Annotated in this window: 14 protein-coding genes, 1 tRNA gene and 1 rRNA gene; 15 read left to right on the forward strand and 1 reads right to left on the reverse strand. The window is 36.7% G+C overall.

From position 1 onward, the window contains the following. Nucleotides 1-105 precede the first annotated feature (105 nt). Nucleotides 106-222, forward strand: a 5S ribosomal RNA gene (gene rrf, locus ABWU86_RS06060). Between the two features lie 49 nt (nt 223-271). Next, nucleotides 272-344, forward strand: a tRNA-Thr gene (locus tag ABWU86_RS06065). A 58-nt stretch (nt 345-402) separates the two neighbouring features. On the opposite strand, the gene helD is transcribed toward ABWU86_RS06065, so the two are convergent. Next, a complete protein-coding gene (gene helD / locus ABWU86_RS06070; RefSeq protein ID WP_353322008.1) occupies nt 403-2,706 on the reverse strand; it encodes an RNA polymerase recycling motor HelD in 2,304 nt (767 codons plus the stop codon). Nucleotides 2,707-3,037: 331 nt separating this feature from the next. Between helD and trpS the strand changes: the two genes are divergently transcribed. From trpS to purR, 13 genes are all read left to right on the forward strand, one after another. Beyond that, entirely contained in the window at nt 3,038-4,057 is a 1,020-nt protein-coding gene (trpS, locus tag ABWU86_RS06075; protein WP_293793558.1) for a tryptophan--tRNA ligase, read from the forward strand. Nucleotides 4,058-4,089: 32 nt separating this feature from the next. After that, the gene (locus tag ABWU86_RS06080; protein ID WP_353322011.1) at nt 4,090-5,022 is read left to right on the forward strand and encodes a Ppx/GppA family phosphatase; all 933 of its coding nucleotides are present in this window, start codon (nt 4,090-4,092) and stop codon (nt 5,020-5,022) included. A 92-nt stretch (nt 5,023-5,114) separates the two neighbouring features. Then, nucleotides 5,115-6,374 (forward strand): hydroxymethylglutaryl-CoA reductase, degradative, encoded by a 1,260-nt coding sequence (locus tag ABWU86_RS06085; protein ID WP_353322013.1) that lies wholly within the window; start codon nt 5,115-5,117, stop codon nt 6,372-6,374. Nucleotides 6,375-6,376: 2 nt separating this feature from the next. Further along, nucleotides 6,377-7,339 (forward strand): IpaB/EvcA family protein, encoded by a 963-nt coding sequence (locus tag ABWU86_RS06090; protein ID WP_353322015.1) that lies wholly within the window; start codon nt 6,377-6,379, stop codon nt 7,337-7,339. 20 nt (nt 7,340-7,359) lie between these two features. Further along, a complete protein-coding gene (locus tag ABWU86_RS06095; protein WP_353322017.1) occupies nt 7,360-8,067 on the forward strand; it encodes an NAD-dependent protein deacylase in 708 nt (235 codons plus the stop codon). Nucleotides 8,068-8,082: 15 nt separating this feature from the next. Next, complete coding sequence (locus ABWU86_RS06100) at nt 8,083-8,934, forward strand: DUF72 domain-containing protein (RefSeq protein ID WP_293793566.1); 852 nt, start codon at nt 8,083-8,085, stop codon at nt 8,932-8,934. 76 nt (nt 8,935-9,010) lie between these two features. Continuing rightward, nucleotides 9,011-11,047 (forward strand): methionine--tRNA ligase, encoded by a 2,037-nt coding sequence (metG, locus tag ABWU86_RS06105; protein WP_353322020.1) that lies wholly within the window; start codon nt 9,011-9,013, stop codon nt 11,045-11,047. A gap of 75 nt (nt 11,048-11,122) precedes the next feature. Next, nucleotides 11,123-11,890, forward strand: a complete 768-nt coding sequence (locus ABWU86_RS06110) for a TatD family hydrolase (protein WP_353322022.1) — start codon at nt 11,123-11,125, stop codon at nt 11,888-11,890. Beyond that, nucleotides 11,890-12,441, forward strand: a complete 552-nt coding sequence (gene rnmV, locus ABWU86_RS06115) for a ribonuclease M5 (protein WP_293793570.1) — start codon at nt 11,890-11,892, stop codon at nt 12,439-12,441. The genes ABWU86_RS06110 and rnmV overlap by 1 nt, the downstream gene beginning before the upstream one ends. 3 nt (nt 12,442-12,444) lie before the next feature. After that, nucleotides 12,445-13,332 (forward strand): 16S rRNA (adenine(1518)-N(6)/adenine(1519)-N(6))-dimethyltransferase RsmA, encoded by an 888-nt coding sequence (gene rsmA, locus ABWU86_RS06120; protein WP_293793571.1) that lies wholly within the window; start codon nt 12,445-12,447, stop codon nt 13,330-13,332. 87 nt (nt 13,333-13,419) lie between these two features. Further along, a complete protein-coding gene (locus ABWU86_RS06125) occupies nt 13,420-13,665 on the forward strand; it encodes a Veg family protein (RefSeq protein ID WP_053949666.1) in 246 nt (81 codons plus the stop codon). A gap of 141 nt (nt 13,666-13,806) precedes the next feature. Continuing rightward, a complete protein-coding gene (gene ispE, locus ABWU86_RS06130; RefSeq protein ID WP_293793574.1) occupies nt 13,807-14,655 on the forward strand; it encodes a 4-(cytidine 5'-diphospho)-2-C-methyl-D-erythritol kinase in 849 nt (282 codons plus the stop codon). Nucleotides 14,656-14,775: 120 nt separating this feature from the next. Beyond that, complete coding sequence (gene purR, locus ABWU86_RS06135) at nt 14,776-15,618, forward strand: pur operon repressor (protein WP_293793576.1); 843 nt, start codon at nt 14,776-14,778, stop codon at nt 15,616-15,618. Nucleotides 15,619-15,620: the final 2 nt, after the last annotated feature.

A 15,620-nucleotide genomic window follows, 5' to 3' on the forward strand; every position in this document is an offset into this window, starting at 1 on the left:
AGCGGACTAGTACTAATTGGTCGAGGACTTAACCAAGTAAGGTAGTAATCGGAAGAAATAAATAATATCTAGTTTTGAGAGAACGAAGTTCTTTCAGATAAATAGTGTGGTGGCGATAGCTAGAAGGATACACCTGTTCCCATGCCGAACACAGAAGTTAAGCTTCTAAACGCCAAGAGTAGTTGAGGGATCGCCCTCTGCGAGGGTAGGAAGTTGCCGCGCAACTAAAAAAGTCTTCGATGAATAATCGAAGGCTTTTTTTCTTAATAATGCCGTTTTAGCTCAGGAGGTAGAGCGTTTCCATGGTAAGGAAGAGGTCCCGGGTTCAAATCCCGGAAACGGCTTAATAATAATTGAATAAATAATAAAAGCCACCTTCATAAATGAAGATGGCTTTTTTGATTATTGTTGATGGTCAATTTTGACTTCATTAATTGGAATATTAGCATTCGCAATAATTGGTGAAATTGGTCCATTACTAATTAATGTTAAATGATGCATTGCACGAGTGGCAATCGTATATAAAGTTCCAATGTATTGGTTGTTAGGAAAGTTATCCTTAGAAACGTCCCAAGCAATTACGGAATCAAATTCCAATCCTTTCGCTAAATAAATTGGCATTACGATAACCCCTTTAGGTAATGATCTATCAGTATCAGCTAGTAGAGTTGGATTTAATTGTTTATAAATATGTTGATGCAAATCCTTAGCTTGCTTTAAGTTCTTAGTAACAATTGCGACTGTTCCTTCTTCAGTTAATTCCTGTTTAGCACAGTTAATTAAAGCATTCAGACTTTCTTCAGTACTATGTCTGATGAATAATTCTGGTTTTTTACCAGGACGGTTAAATGCTTCAATATCATCACCATTAGGTAAGAATGACTTCGCAAAATTGGTGATTGGATAAGTCGAACGATAGGAACGATTTAATGTTACTAAACGAGATTTCTTAGTTGAAAAAGCTTCGTTTAATTTATTCAATAACGCTTGTGGTGCTTCGACTTCCTTAAACAATGCCTGTTCACTGTCACCAATTAAATTAATCTTGGTTTCAGGGAAAGCATGCTTAATGTAAATTAATTGTGCAATTGAGTAGTCTTGCATTTCATCAACAAATAGGTATTGCATCTTACGGTTTTGACCGCCACCGACCATTAAATCACGTAGATATAATAGGGGAGCAGCGTCATCTAAACGGACTTGATGTAACTCTAGCTTATCTTCAAAGTCTTTTTCATCTTGATTCCATTTGTCGACATTTAGTTGTTCTGATAATGATACTTGTTGCATGAATTTTTCATATTGACGATAGGCGTCAAAGAATGAATTATTGTATAGCGCATCATAAACTTTTCTGAATTTTTTAGTAACAATCTGTTTAGCGATGTAGTAACGTTCATCATCTTGGTCTTGGAAGCTACCTAATTGTTTACCAGTCATATAATCGTGATATTGCTCTGAACTAAGTTGATCAATTTCTTCATCGACCCATGGTTTATAAACTTCAACTTCGATTCGTTTCTTTAAAATTTCAATTAAACGATTCTTCGTTTTTAAGAATTTATCAGCTGGTTTCATTAACTTAGGTTGTTCAGCGTAAATATTTCTGATTACGTCTTTGTCAAAGAAAATATTTCCATCAACTAAAATACTTTGAAAGGCAATATCTTCATTCAATATGGTTTGAATATATTTCTCAATTAGCTGCATATAACCATGACTTTGTTTAAAAGATTGGATGGCTTTATCATCATCACTATATTGAGTTTCTAATTCGTATTGATCAAAGAGACTTTGGACTTTAATTCCTTCTAATCGGTGATCAATAAATTCTTGTAATGTTACCTGTCTCATATTGCGTTCACCTAAACTAGGTAAAACATCTGAAATATAATGGGAGAACAATCGGTTCGGTGAGAACAAGATAATTTGATCGGCTTCTAGTGAACTTCTACTGTGATATAACAAGAAGGCAATTCGTTGAAGAATCGCAGAAGTTTTACCAGAGCCGGCAACTCCTTGGACAACTAGTAAGTCATTATAGGTATCGCGAATAATATCGTTTTGTTCTTTTTGAATTGTGGAAACAATGTTTTGCATCACTTCATCGTGTCGTTGACCTAAAACATTTTGCAACATTTCATCACCAACGGTTTCATTGGTATCAAACATGTTATCAATATGGGCATTACTAATCTGGAATTGACGCTTTTTGATTAATTCAGTTGATTGGGTTCCAGCAGGAGTTTGATATTTAACTTTTCCCAACGTTCCGTTGTAGTAGATACTAGAAATTGGTGCACGCCAATCATAAACTAAAAAGTTATCATCGTCGTCAACGAATGAAGCAGTTCCAATGTAGAGACTGTCAGAATCCACTTCATCCTCGTCTTGAATATCAATACGACCAAAGTAGGGCGAATCAGCTAGCTTTTTGTAAGTTTCTAGTTGGTTCTTAATGATGGCTTCGCTTTGGACTACTTTATTAACTAATCCTCTTTGTTGTTGTAAATCCGCAGAGGTTTCAATTCTATCATCGACTTCGACGTAGTTAACGGAGGTATTATTACCGTAGTTCTGTTGAACACGTTTTGTTTCGTTATGTGCTTTATCGTATTCAATTTGAGTCGTATCAATGCGATGGTATAATTTTTCAACAACTTCATCGACACGTTTTTGCTCATTATTTAAATCGTTATTGCCCATTATTTCCTCCTCGCTCGAACACAAAATCCGTTCATTTATGCTTTACAATTCTAATGAGATTTTAGGCTTGTGTCAATTAATATCCTTTTTGACATGCCCTATTAAATCCAGTAAAATATAAGTAATATTAAAGTAAGTAGCGATGTCATTTACAGAGAGATTATTATGTAGTGAAAGTAATCACGACTAGCGAAATGGATGAATAATGGGAATGCACCCTTATCGCAGAGTGGCGAATGAAATTACATTTGCAAGTTAGGTGGTACCGCGCTAAAGCGTCCTATTGTTTTTTAACAGTGGGACGCTTTTTTTCTAGAAAGGAAGTTTCAAAATGACAGATAAAAAAGTAATTTTAACTGGTGATAGACCAACAGGAAAACTACACATTGGACATTACGTTGGTTCATTAAAGAACCGTGTTCAACTACAAAATTCAGGAGAATATGACACTAATATCATGATTGCGGACATGCAAGCATTGACTGATAATGCGCGTGATCCTGAAAAAATCAGAAATTCACTTCTACAAGTAGCACTTGATTACTTAGCAGTCGGAATTGACCCTAAGAAGTCAACTATCTTAGTTCAATCACAAATCGATGCTTTAAACGAATTAACTATGCACTACTTAAACATTGTTTCAGTTAATCGTTTAATGAGAAACCCAACTGTTAAAACTGAAATTCAACAAAAAAAATTCGGTGAAAGTGTGCCAGCTGGTTTCTTAATTTACCCAGTTAGCCAAGCAGCTGATATTACAGCATTCAAGGCTGATACAGTTCCAGTTGGTGAAGACCAAGAACCAATGCTAGAACAAACTAGAGAAATCGTGAGAAGTATTAACGGTATCTACGGTAAAGACGTTTTAGTTGAACCAGAAGGTTACTTCCCACCAAAGGGAATGGGACGTATTCCTGGTTTAGATGGTAACGCTAAGATGAGTAAATCACTAAATAACTGTATCTACTTATCAGATGACGAAGACACTATCCAAAAGAAAGTTATGTCAATGTACACTGATCCTAACCATATTCATGTTGAGGACCCAGGTCAAGTCGAAGGAAACACTGTTTTCACTTACCTAGATATCTTCGCTGAAGATAAAGAAAAAGTGGCTGACTTAAAGGCACAATATGAACATGGTGGTTTGGGTGACGTGAAGATTAAACGTTATCTAAACGAAGTCCTACAAGCCGAATTAGCACCAATCAGAGAACGTCGTATGGAATTTGAAAAGGATCCACAAGGCGTTTATGATATTCTAAAAGATGGTAGTGAAAAAGCTAGCAAGGTAGCCAACCAAACTCTAGACGAAGTTAGAGATGCTATTGGTATCAACTACTTCAAGTAATGCAAATTATTTTATAGTTTAGGGTGAATCGGATGGAAAACTTAGTAATTGTTGACATCGGTTCTAATTCTGCTCGAATGTCTATTTACCGAATTGAAAGTGATGGATACTGTGTTGAAATAAAACGTAGTAAAAGCGATAGCCGACTTTCAGAGGGAATGGGTAAAGAGAAGATGTTACAACCGGTTGCAATTAATCGGACAATCAATGCGTTAAAATCGTTTAAACGCATTTATAGTGTAATGAATAATACAACTGTAATCACAATTGCGACCGCTGCTGTTCGTCAAGCAGAAAATCAAAAGGCCTTTATCAGAAAAGTACGCAAGAAGGTTGGATTAGACATTCGTGTTCTCTCAGGTCGAGAAGAAGCTTATTATGACTATTTAGGTGTCGTTAATAAGATTAAAATGAATGATTATATGGTAATGGATATTGGGGGGGCTAGTATTGAGCTAGTGCGTGTCCAAGGCAAGAAACGCCGCGATTTAATCAGTTTACCAATCGGAGCGGTTAATATTTCAGAACGTTTTAAACTAAATAATTCTGTTCACGCTGCAGACTTATTTAACGCCCAACGTTTCTTAAAGGAAAATATTCATCGTGTTCCATGGTTGAAAAAAGCGGACCATTATCAATTAGTTGTATTAGGTGGGGCTGCACGCAGTCTTGCGAGAATTAACCGCAGCTACCAACACTTTTCAAATTCAGATAATTTAAATGGTTATCATTTAAATCAACGACAAGTCATGGGAACCTATGAATTGTTATTAAGAAAGAATTTACACAATCGAAAAGAAATTCACGGATTAGAAAATGAACGTGCAGATATTATCTTAGGTGGGCTACTACCATTAATTACTGTCATCGATGAAATCGATTCTAGAAGAATCGTTTTCTCTGAAGGTGGCGTACGTGAAGGATTAATAGCTGAATATCTAAAGAAACATTATCGACACTATTAATCAGGTTTTTAATCCTTAACGGGATTGAAAACCTCTTTAAATCTAAATTGAAGCATGCGTGTTATCATGATCATTGAATAGGAGAGAAATCAATGGGCACATTTAAGCATTTTTATCATCGTGATTATCAAGAACGAACCGACTTAGTTAGTGAATTCGCTCAATTATCAAAAGACCAACAAGTACAATTAACATCAGACTACCAAAAAAGAAATGATCATCTAATTGAAAACTATTTAACTGATTATGCTCTTCCAGAAGGCGTGGCGGTTAATTTAGTGGTTAATGGGGATGAAAAGGTAGTTCCGATGGTGACTGAAGAACCTTCAGTGATTGCGGCTGCTAGTAATGGTTCCCGCTTATTAAGTCGTGGTGACGGCATTGAAGCCAAAGTATTAGGACATAACTTAATGGGACAAATCGTTGTTAAGACGGATAACGTTAATCTATTAACAGGTTTTGTAAATACTCATTTTGATAAGATGATTGAAGTGGCTAATCAAGCCCATCCCTCAATATTAAAATACGGTGGAGGTGCGAAAGAAGTACGTGTCCGCCAACTAGATGCAACGTATTGCTCAATTGATTTATTCGTCAATGTAGGTGAGGCAATGGGTGCGAACATGATGAACACCATGCTAGAAGCACTAGCTGCTTTTATCACTGATAATATTGAGGGTACCATTTTAATGAGTATCCTTTCTAATTACGGTGAAGACAGTTTAGTCCAAGTGCAAGGGGTTGTACCAGTTACTAAACTAGCGACGGCTGGAATTGATGGGGAAACTGTTGCGAACCAAATTGTAGCAGCTTCCCACATAGCCCAAATTGATCCTTATCGTGCAGCAACGCATAACAAGGGGATTATGAACGGAATTGATGCCGTTGTTATGGCAATGGGGAATGACTGGCGGGCAGTGGAAGCTGGCGTTCATTCATTTGCTAGTCAAAATGGTCAATACCGTGGTTTGTCAGATTGGCAAATTGACGGTGATAAGTTAGTAGGTAAACTAACGATTCCATTGTCATTAGGATTCATTGGTGGAGCTACCAAGGTGTTTGATAAAGTTAAAATCAATCAACAAATTGCCAAAGTCAGTTCTAAAGAAGAACTTAGCGAAGTGGTAGCAGCAATTGGATTAGCCCAAAACCTAGCTGCCTTAAAAGCACTCGTTTCAGAAGGAATTCAAAAAGGCCACATGGGACTACAACTTAACTCACTAGCAATCACTGCTGGTGCAACTGAAGATGAAGTTCGCCAAGTGGTTCAACAACTAAAAGAACAACATCAAGCTGATTTAGCGTCAGCAGAAAAAATCTTAAAATTAATTAGAAATAATGAAGGTGAATAAATATGGAAATCGAATTAAATCAAGACACCCAAAGTTTAATTAACGTGGTTAATAAGTTCTTCCCAGGAACAATCGAAGTACAATTTATCGGTCAATTGCAATCAGGATATGTACGTCATGATCAAGCTCAAGTGGTTCAAGATGGTAAGAACCTATATGTCCAAATCTCAGATATGTCAGCACCAAACTACACCGCATCTCACGAATTGATTCATTTATTAATGACCCTTCGTGGTTTCCCACAAATCTTCTTCACTTTATCAACCGGTCAAGATGAATTAGATGAACAACTAGAAGTAATGGGAACTGAATTATTCGACATCATCGCTCATTTCGTTGTCGTATCAGAACAACGCAAACACGGTTTAATCGATGATGAAATCGAACAAATGTATCTAAAGGGAATTCAAAACACTATCAAGCCAGAACCAGAAGAATTAGATAATGAAATGGAATTACGTCTATTAACTTTAATTGACGCGCGTGTCTTCTTCGGCGACAAGTTTGATCAACTAGCTCGTAAGACTTTAGAAAAGGATTACCCAACTGCACTTGCTGCAGCTGACAAGATTTACGATATTATTACTGAAAAGCCAACTGATTCACCATTTGGTTTCAGAAGAAACGTAGTTAAGTTATTCAGAGTATTTGATGAACAACTAGCTAAGTGGGGCTTACCAGCACTACACAACAATGAATACGCTACTATTTCTAGTGTTGTTTCAGAACGTCAATTGAACTTAAACGTTAAACAACAATTTGAAATCTTCCATTCAGAATTACACGATAAGGAAACTAACCGTCGTGCATACGTTGGATTTAATAAGTCTGATGATCAAAATTCATTTGTAATTCCAGCACCCACCGGAATGGATGATAGTCCTGAATACTTTAAGAAGTTATACGCAATGACTGTTAAAGACCTATTTAAAGAACTAAAGATGCCATACATCATTAGAAAATAGTTTTTGAGGGAGGGATTGTTTTGGATAGTAAAATTCAATTATTATTTGATGAAGCTAAACATATTGTATTTCTAACTGGAGCAGGGGTTTCAACAGCTTCTAAGATTCCAGATTACCGTTCGAAAAACGGCTTGTATGCGACTGATACGACTGGGAAACCAGCAGAGTATTACTTAAGCCATTCTTGCTTAGTGAATGAACCAGAAGTCTTTTACACTTTTGTAAAAGAAAATATGTATTATCCAAATGCGAAGCCCAACATTATTCATCAAAAACAAGCACAGTTAACCCAACAAGGTAAGGCGAGTGTGATCACACAAAACGTTGATGGGTTATATTCAGTCTGTGGGACTGAGAACTTAATAGAGTTTCACGGTACTTTATACAATGTAATTTGCCAAAAGTGTCATCAATCAGTTGATTGGCATGAATACATGCAAAGTGATGTACACAATGATTGTGGTGGACGACTTAGACCGGGGATTGTTTTATACGATGAAGGTTTAAATCAAAAGAATATCGTCGATAGCATTGATTTAATGCAACAAGCCGATTTAGTCGTGATTGTCGGAACTTCAATGCGTGTTTATCCGTTTGCAGGGTTACTCGATTATCGTAATCCAAATGCGAAAGTGATTGCGGTCAATCAAGAACGTTTGAATTTAGGCATCGATTTTGAAATGATTCAAGGGGATGCGACTGAATTCTTTAACGACTTAAATTGTTAGAAAGCAGATGAGGAAATGATAACTTTAGGTGTGACTACTTGGAGTGAACATCCAGCACTGATTAATGGAGAAGAACGACCAGTGAAGTTAAACGAATACGCTGCTCATTTTCCAGTGGTCGAAGTCGATAATCCGTTTTACGGAATCCCACAAACCAAGACAGTGCAACAATGGATGCGTCAAGTTCCAGACTCGTTTCAATTCATTTTAAAAGCCAATCAACTAATGACGAAGCATGACATGCGTTCGAATTTGGCGGCCGATGATGATGAAAGAAAAAAAGTATTTAGCGATTATCGAAAGATGATTCAACCGCTTTTAGCAACTAATCAGTTGAAGACGATTTTATTTCAATTCCCGCCATATTTTGAAAGAAGTAATGAAAACATTCGCTACTTAATGGAAATCCGTCAATTGATGGGACCAAAAACACCAATTGCGGTAGAATTTCGCAATCCCAGTTGGACAGAAGTTAGTCTACGTCAATCGATGGATGATTATTTAAAACGCCTCGGGATTACCTTTGTGATTGCCGATGAACCACATAACGTCAATAATGGGGTTGAATTCTTACCACTAGTATCAACCAATAAACTAGCGTTTTTAAGGCTGCATGGACGGAATGCACAAGGTTGGTTTAACCAGGATAAGAACTGGCGAAGCCAAAGAACACTTTATAATTACAGCAAAGAAGAACTACAAGCATTCGCTAAAACGGTGCAAGAGTTAAATCAACAAGTGGAGGAAGTATGTGTTATTTTCAACAATAATTCGGGTAGGGATGCAGCGCCAAATGCACTACAACTACAAGAATTACTGCACGTTTCGTTTAACGATTTAGCACCGATGCAATTAGATTTGTTTTAACATCAATATAATTGCTAAATTAATTATGATATACTATTAATTAATATTAAGATTACTGGTTGAAAGGATGATAAAAATGGCAGATAACAAAACATTTTATGTTACAACGCCAATCTATTACCCATCTGGACGTTTACACATTGGGAATTCATACACTACTATTGCGTGTGATGCACTAGCCCGCTATAAACGTGCAGAAGGATACGATGTGTTTTTCTTAACAGGGACAGATGAACATGGATTAAAAATCGAAGAAAAAGCAGAAAGTCTAAAGATGACTCCACAAGCTTATGTGGACCAAATGGCTGCACAAATTAAGGATTTATGGAAGACTTTAGATATTTCTAACGATAAGTTTATCCGTACTACTGATCAACAACATAGAGAAGTGGTGCAAAAAATCTTCCAACAACTACTAGACCAAGGAGACATTTACCTAGGTGAATACAGTGGTTGGTATTCAGTATCTGATGAAGAATACTTTACTGAATCACAACTAGCAGAAGTTTACAAAGACGATAATGGTAATGTGATTGGTGGAAAAGCTCCATCTGGACATGAAGTGGAACTAGTAAACGAAAAGTCATACTTCTTCAAGATGAGCAAGTATGCTGATTGGTTGTTAGATTACTACAAGCAACATCCTGATTTTATTCAACCAGAATCAAGAATGAACGAAATGATTAATAACTTCATCAAACCTGGACTAGAAGACCTAGCCGTTTCTAGAACTTCATTTAACTGGGGAGTACCAGTTAAATCAGATCCAGAACACGTTGTATACGTGTGGATTGATGCGTTATCTAACTATATTACTGCACTAGGTTACGACACTGATGATGATTCATTATTTAAGAAGTTCTGGCCTGCAGATATCCAAATGGTTGGAAAAGAAATTGTTCGTTTCCATACTATTTACTGGCCAATCATATTACATGCATTAGGATTACCATTACCAAAACATGTGATTGGTCACGGTTGGTTAACCATGAAAGACGGTAAGATGTCTAAGTCTAAGGGGAATGTTATTTATCCAGAAGTACTAGCAGACCGTTACGGTTTAGATGCTGTTCGTTACTACTTACTAAAAGCAGTACCATTTGGTAATGATGGAATCTTTACTCCAGAAGACTTCGTTGATCGTATCAACTACGATTTAGCGAATGACTTAGGGAACTTATTAAATAGAACTGTTTCAATGATTAATAAGTACGAAGGTGGAGTAATTCCTGAATTCAAACCAGGCTTCTTAGATGCTGATAAAGAACTAGAAACTCTAAGTGATGAAGTAATTGCTGAATACAAGACTAAGATGGAGGAATCTCGTTTCTCAGATGCCTTAGCTTCTGTATGGCAATTAGTATCACAAACTAACAAGTACATTGATCAAACTACCCCATGGGTATTAGCAAAACTTGAAAATGATGATGATGCCGAAAAATTAGCTGATGTAATGGCTCATTTAGCAGCTAGTTTACGTGTAATCGGTCTATTAATTAGCCCAATTATGACGAAAGCACCTCAACAAATTTTTGCTCAATTAGGACTAAACGACCAACAATTGGACTTAACTAACATTTCAATCAAGGATCTACCAACGGGTGTTAAGGTTGTTGAAAAGGGAACTCCCATCTTCCCTCGTTTAGACAAGGAAGAAGAAGTCGACTTTATCAAGAACCAAATGACTAAGTCTGACAAACAAAAGGGTCGTGCAGCGAAAGAAGAAGCTAAGAAACAAGCTCAAGTAGCTGAAGATGGCGCTGAAAGTGCTGCTGATAAGAAAGAAATCAAATTCGATACTTTTGAAAAGGTAGAACTAAAGGTAGCTGAAGTGAAGAATGTTGAAACCGTTGAAGGTGCCGACAAGCTATTGAAGTTCACTTTAGACGCTGGTAAAACTGAAACCACTCAAATTCTATCTGGAATTGCCAAGTGGTACCCAGAATATACTGAATTAGTCGGTAAAAAAGTAATCATTGTTTCCAACTTGAAACCTCGAAAGATGCGTGGCCAATTAAGCCAAGGAATGCTATTGTCTGTTGAACATGATGACGGTAGTATTGAACTAGTAACAATTGGTAGCCAATTCGAAAACGGAGCCACTTTGGAATAATGGTATAGTCATAAATCAAGATAGCCATTGATTCTATTGAATTGATGGCTATTTTTACGGAATAGGAGTAGAATAATGCAAATTTTTGATTCCCATACTCATTTAAATGATGACGCGTTTCGTGATAACGTCCAAGCATATATCGATCATGCTGCCAAATTAGGTGTTACTAAGATGGCAATTGTCGGTTCTAACCGTGCTATGAACGAAGAGGCAATTCAATTAGCTCATCAATACGATAATTTATATGCAATCGTAGGTTTTCACCCCGAAGAAGCACTAAATTATAATGACGAAGAAGAAGTTATCTTACATCAACAATTAGCTGATGAAAAGGTCATTGGTTTAGGTGAAATTGGTTTAGATTATTATCAAGACCAAGCCCCTAAAGCAGCACAATTTAATGTGTTTAAACGTCAAATTAAAATTGCTCAAGAAATGAATTTACCAATTTCTGTGCATAACCGTGATGCGTTTGAAGATACTTACGCCATTTTAAAAGAGTGTGGAGTTAATAACGGAATTATTCACAGTTTTAATGGGGATGCTGAATGGTTAAATAAGTTCATTGATTTAGGGATGTATGTTTCCTATTCAGGTGTAGCTAGTTTTAAAAAGACCAAGGAAATTCATGATGCGGTCGAAAAGACGCCAAGTGATAAAATGCTAGTGGAAACCGATGCCCCTTACTTAGCGCCGGAACCATTACGTGGTCACCAAAATGAACCAGGTTTTACTTTATACACCGTAGAAGCTGTCGCTCGTTTCCGCGATACTACTCCAGATAAAATCGCCGAGATGACATATCAAAATGCATTGAGAATTTTTGGATTGGAAGATTAATGGATAAGATTAAAGAAGTAATCGTGGTCGAAGGCCGCGACGATACCAAAAGAATCAAACAAGCAGTCGATTGTGACACAATTGAGACAAGAGGATCAGCGATTGATGATGACACGATTGCATTAATAAAAAAACTAGACCAACAACGGGGTGTGATTGTGTTTACTGACCCTGATTTTAACGGGGAACGAATTCGCAAGATTATTACCCAAGCGGTACCTAATGCCAAACATGCCTTTGTTGATCGCAAGAAATCAGTACCAACTAAAAGTGACGGTTCACTGGGGGTTGAACATGCGAGTGTGGAAACCATCAGAGAAGCGCTAATGAACGTTTACACTGCTAGTGACGATGCTGCGGGGGAAATTACCCTAGCCGATTTAAAAGACGCTAGAGTGATAAATGATCCATATGCGAAGACACGCCGTACGCAACTTTGTGATATTTTGAAAATTGGTTATGTTAATGGGAAACAACTACACAAACGTTTAGAAATGTTTTCCATTACTAAAACTGATTTTGACAACGCTGTTAACCAAATTAAGGAGTAAATTATGCCAAATAACCCAGATATTGCCAGTCCTGCAAGAACCCAAGCGATTTTAAATCGTTTCCACTTATCAGCTAAGAAGAGCTTAGGACAAAACTTTTTGACCGATTTAAACGTACTATCAAAGATTGTTGATGCTGCGCATTTAACGAAAGACGATAATGTAATTGAAATCGGTCCTGGTATCGGTGGATTAACCGAATACATTGCCAGAAGTGCCAAACAAGTATTAGCTTTTGAAATTGACCAAAGTTTATTACCTGTTTTAGCCGAAACACTAAGCCCATATGATAATGTCGAAGTGATCAATCAAGACATCTTACAAGCCAATTTACCTGCGATTATTGAAGAAAAATTCAATAATGAACGCCCAATTAAGGTAGTGGCGAACTTACCTTATTACATCACCACTCCAATTATTTTGGATCTATTAAAGGGAAATGCTGAATTTGACAACATTACCGTGATGATGCAAAAAGAAGTTGCTCAACGTCTCGAAGCCAAACCGGGAACTAAAGATTACGGTTCATTATCTGTTATTATTCAATATTTAAATGACACTAAGATTGCCTTTGAAGTATCTAGAAAGGCATTTATTCCAGCACCGAAAGTTGATTCTGCAATCGTGACTTTAGAAAAACGTGAAAGCATTGAAAATGAAGTCTACGATGAAGCTGCTTTTGCTGGATTTGTTCGTGGTTGTTTTAATCATCGTCGTAAGACCCTTTGGAATAATTTACAAGGTGTCTTTGGCAAAGATGAAGAAACTAAGGCTAACGTTCAATCTGTATTAGAAGAATTTAATATCGCGCCAAGTATTCGACCTGAAAAACTTACAGTGGATCAATATGTAGATTTAACTAATCGTTTCCATGAAAAAAATATGTTATAAAATGATTGAATATTAAAAAAGTATGTGATATAATTTTGAATTCTAATAAATTTATGGTATAATAAGAATCCTAGAGAGGTGAATATTATGCCAACCAGTTTGACAGACATTAAGAACCACTTGGACAATCGCTTAGGCGAAAAGGTTATTGTAACTGTTCAAGTCGGTAGAAACAAAACACTTGAACGCCATGGAATGTTAGCTGAAACATTCCCTGCAGTTTTTGTTGTTGAGTTAGAAGAAGATGAAAATCTAAAGCGTGTGTCATATAGTTACACCGATATCCTAACAAAAAACATCGAAATGGACTTCGCTGAAGAAGTTAATGAATAAGCAAATCAAACAAGAAGCTAATTATTTTAATTAGCTTCTTTTATTTTTTACTGACACAATAAAAGTAAAAGATACACTGACTTTTTAATTTAACTTTAGTATAATGTTAATAACTATTAAGTTGAATTGGAGGTGTGATACTTGAAGACTGTTGAGAAAGCATGCGCCAAACTTAACCTAGGGTTGGATACACCGTTTCGTCATGATGATGGTGAAATTGAATGGGAGATGTTAATGACATCGATTGATTTGGCTGATTATGTCGAAATTATTACCAGCAAAGGTAATGGGATTTCCGTTCATTGTAATCGTGTATTTTTACCACAAGATCAACGTAATTTGGCGTATCAAGCGGCACTTCTACTTAAAAAGAAGTTTAATGTTCATCAAAAAGTCAAGATTAATATCAAGAAAAACATTCCAGTGGCGGCTGGAATGGGTGGTGGATCATCCGATGCTGCAGCAGTGATTCGCGGATTAAATCGACTATGGGATTTACATATGTCTGATCAAGAGATGGCCACTTTTGGTCTGCAGTTAGATTCCGATGTACCATATTGCGTGTATAGTCAAACCGCAATGGTAACCGGAAAGGGTGACGACATTGAATTAATGCCGAAGTTGCCTAAAATGTATTTCGTGGTGGTCAAACCAAAAGTAAGCGTTTCGACACCAGAAATACTTAATAAGATTAATTATGATAAGTTAAAACACGTTGATATCGATGGCTTAGCCAACGCCGTATCAACGCAGGATTACGACGATATCATTTCACACATGGGCAATGTGTTAGAGCCATTGTCTTCAAAGCATCATGCAGAAATAAAACGTATCAAAGAAAAATTTGAAAAATACGGCGCCGACAGCGCTCAAATGAGTGGAACCGGGCCAACCGTATTTGGCATTTGTAAGACCGAGAGCCAAGCTAAACACATCTTTAACAGTATTCGCGGGTTCTGTTCAGAGGTTTACATTGTGCGACCAGTCTAAAAATATCCGTTTAGGGATGAACCTAAACGGATATTTTTTATTTATTTCAATAAAAAAGTGTCTAAAATCCGAACATTATGATAAAATTTAGATGTAGTTTTTACTTAATGAGGTGAAAGAATGAAAGCAAAACGTAGTGCGCGTCTAGTAGATATGACTCGTTACTTAATGGAGAATCCTAATACGGTAGTACCATTGACTTTTTTTGCAAACCGTTATGGTTCTGCTAAGTCATCTATTAGTGAAGACCTAACCATTTTAAGAAATACATTTATGGAAACCGGTACTGGTGTCTTGGAAACAATTCCGGGCGCTGCTGGCGGTAGCATGTTTATGCCTGGTATTCAAAAAGCTGAAGCCAGTCAATTTATCGATGAAGTACAATCAGCATTAGCTGATAACACCAGAGTATTACCTGGTGGATATGTATATATGAATGACTTATTAAACCGACCATCAATTTTACGTCAAATTGGTCGTGTGATCACAACTTTATACAGTGATAAAAAAATCGATGCTGTTTTAACTGTCGCAACAAAGGGAATTCCCGTTGCGCAAAGTGTAGCGACATTGTTAAATGTGCCATTTGTAATTGCTAGACATGATTCTAGAATTACTGATGGTTCTACTATCAGTGTGAACTACATTTCAGGATCTCAAAAGAGAATTGAAAAGATGGTACTATCAAAACGTAGTTTACCAGCTAACTCAAACGTGTTAATCGTAGATGACTTCTTACGTGGTGGAGGTTCAGCTGATGGACTATGTAGTTTAATTCGTGAATTTGATAGCCAAGTGGCCGGAATTGCGTTTGTTGCCGAACGTGATTACGAAGGTCAACGCAAGATTAATGATAATGATTACACATCATTATTCAAAATTGATACTAATAATGGGGACATTAAAGTTGAATTAGGTAACTTCACCTATGACAAGTTTAGTGATTACACCAAGGAGGATTAATC

The sequence above is a fragment of the Apilactobacillus pseudapinorum genome, from assembly GCF_040369555.1.
GTDB lineage: Bacteria > Bacillota > Bacilli > Lactobacillales > Lactobacillaceae > Apilactobacillus.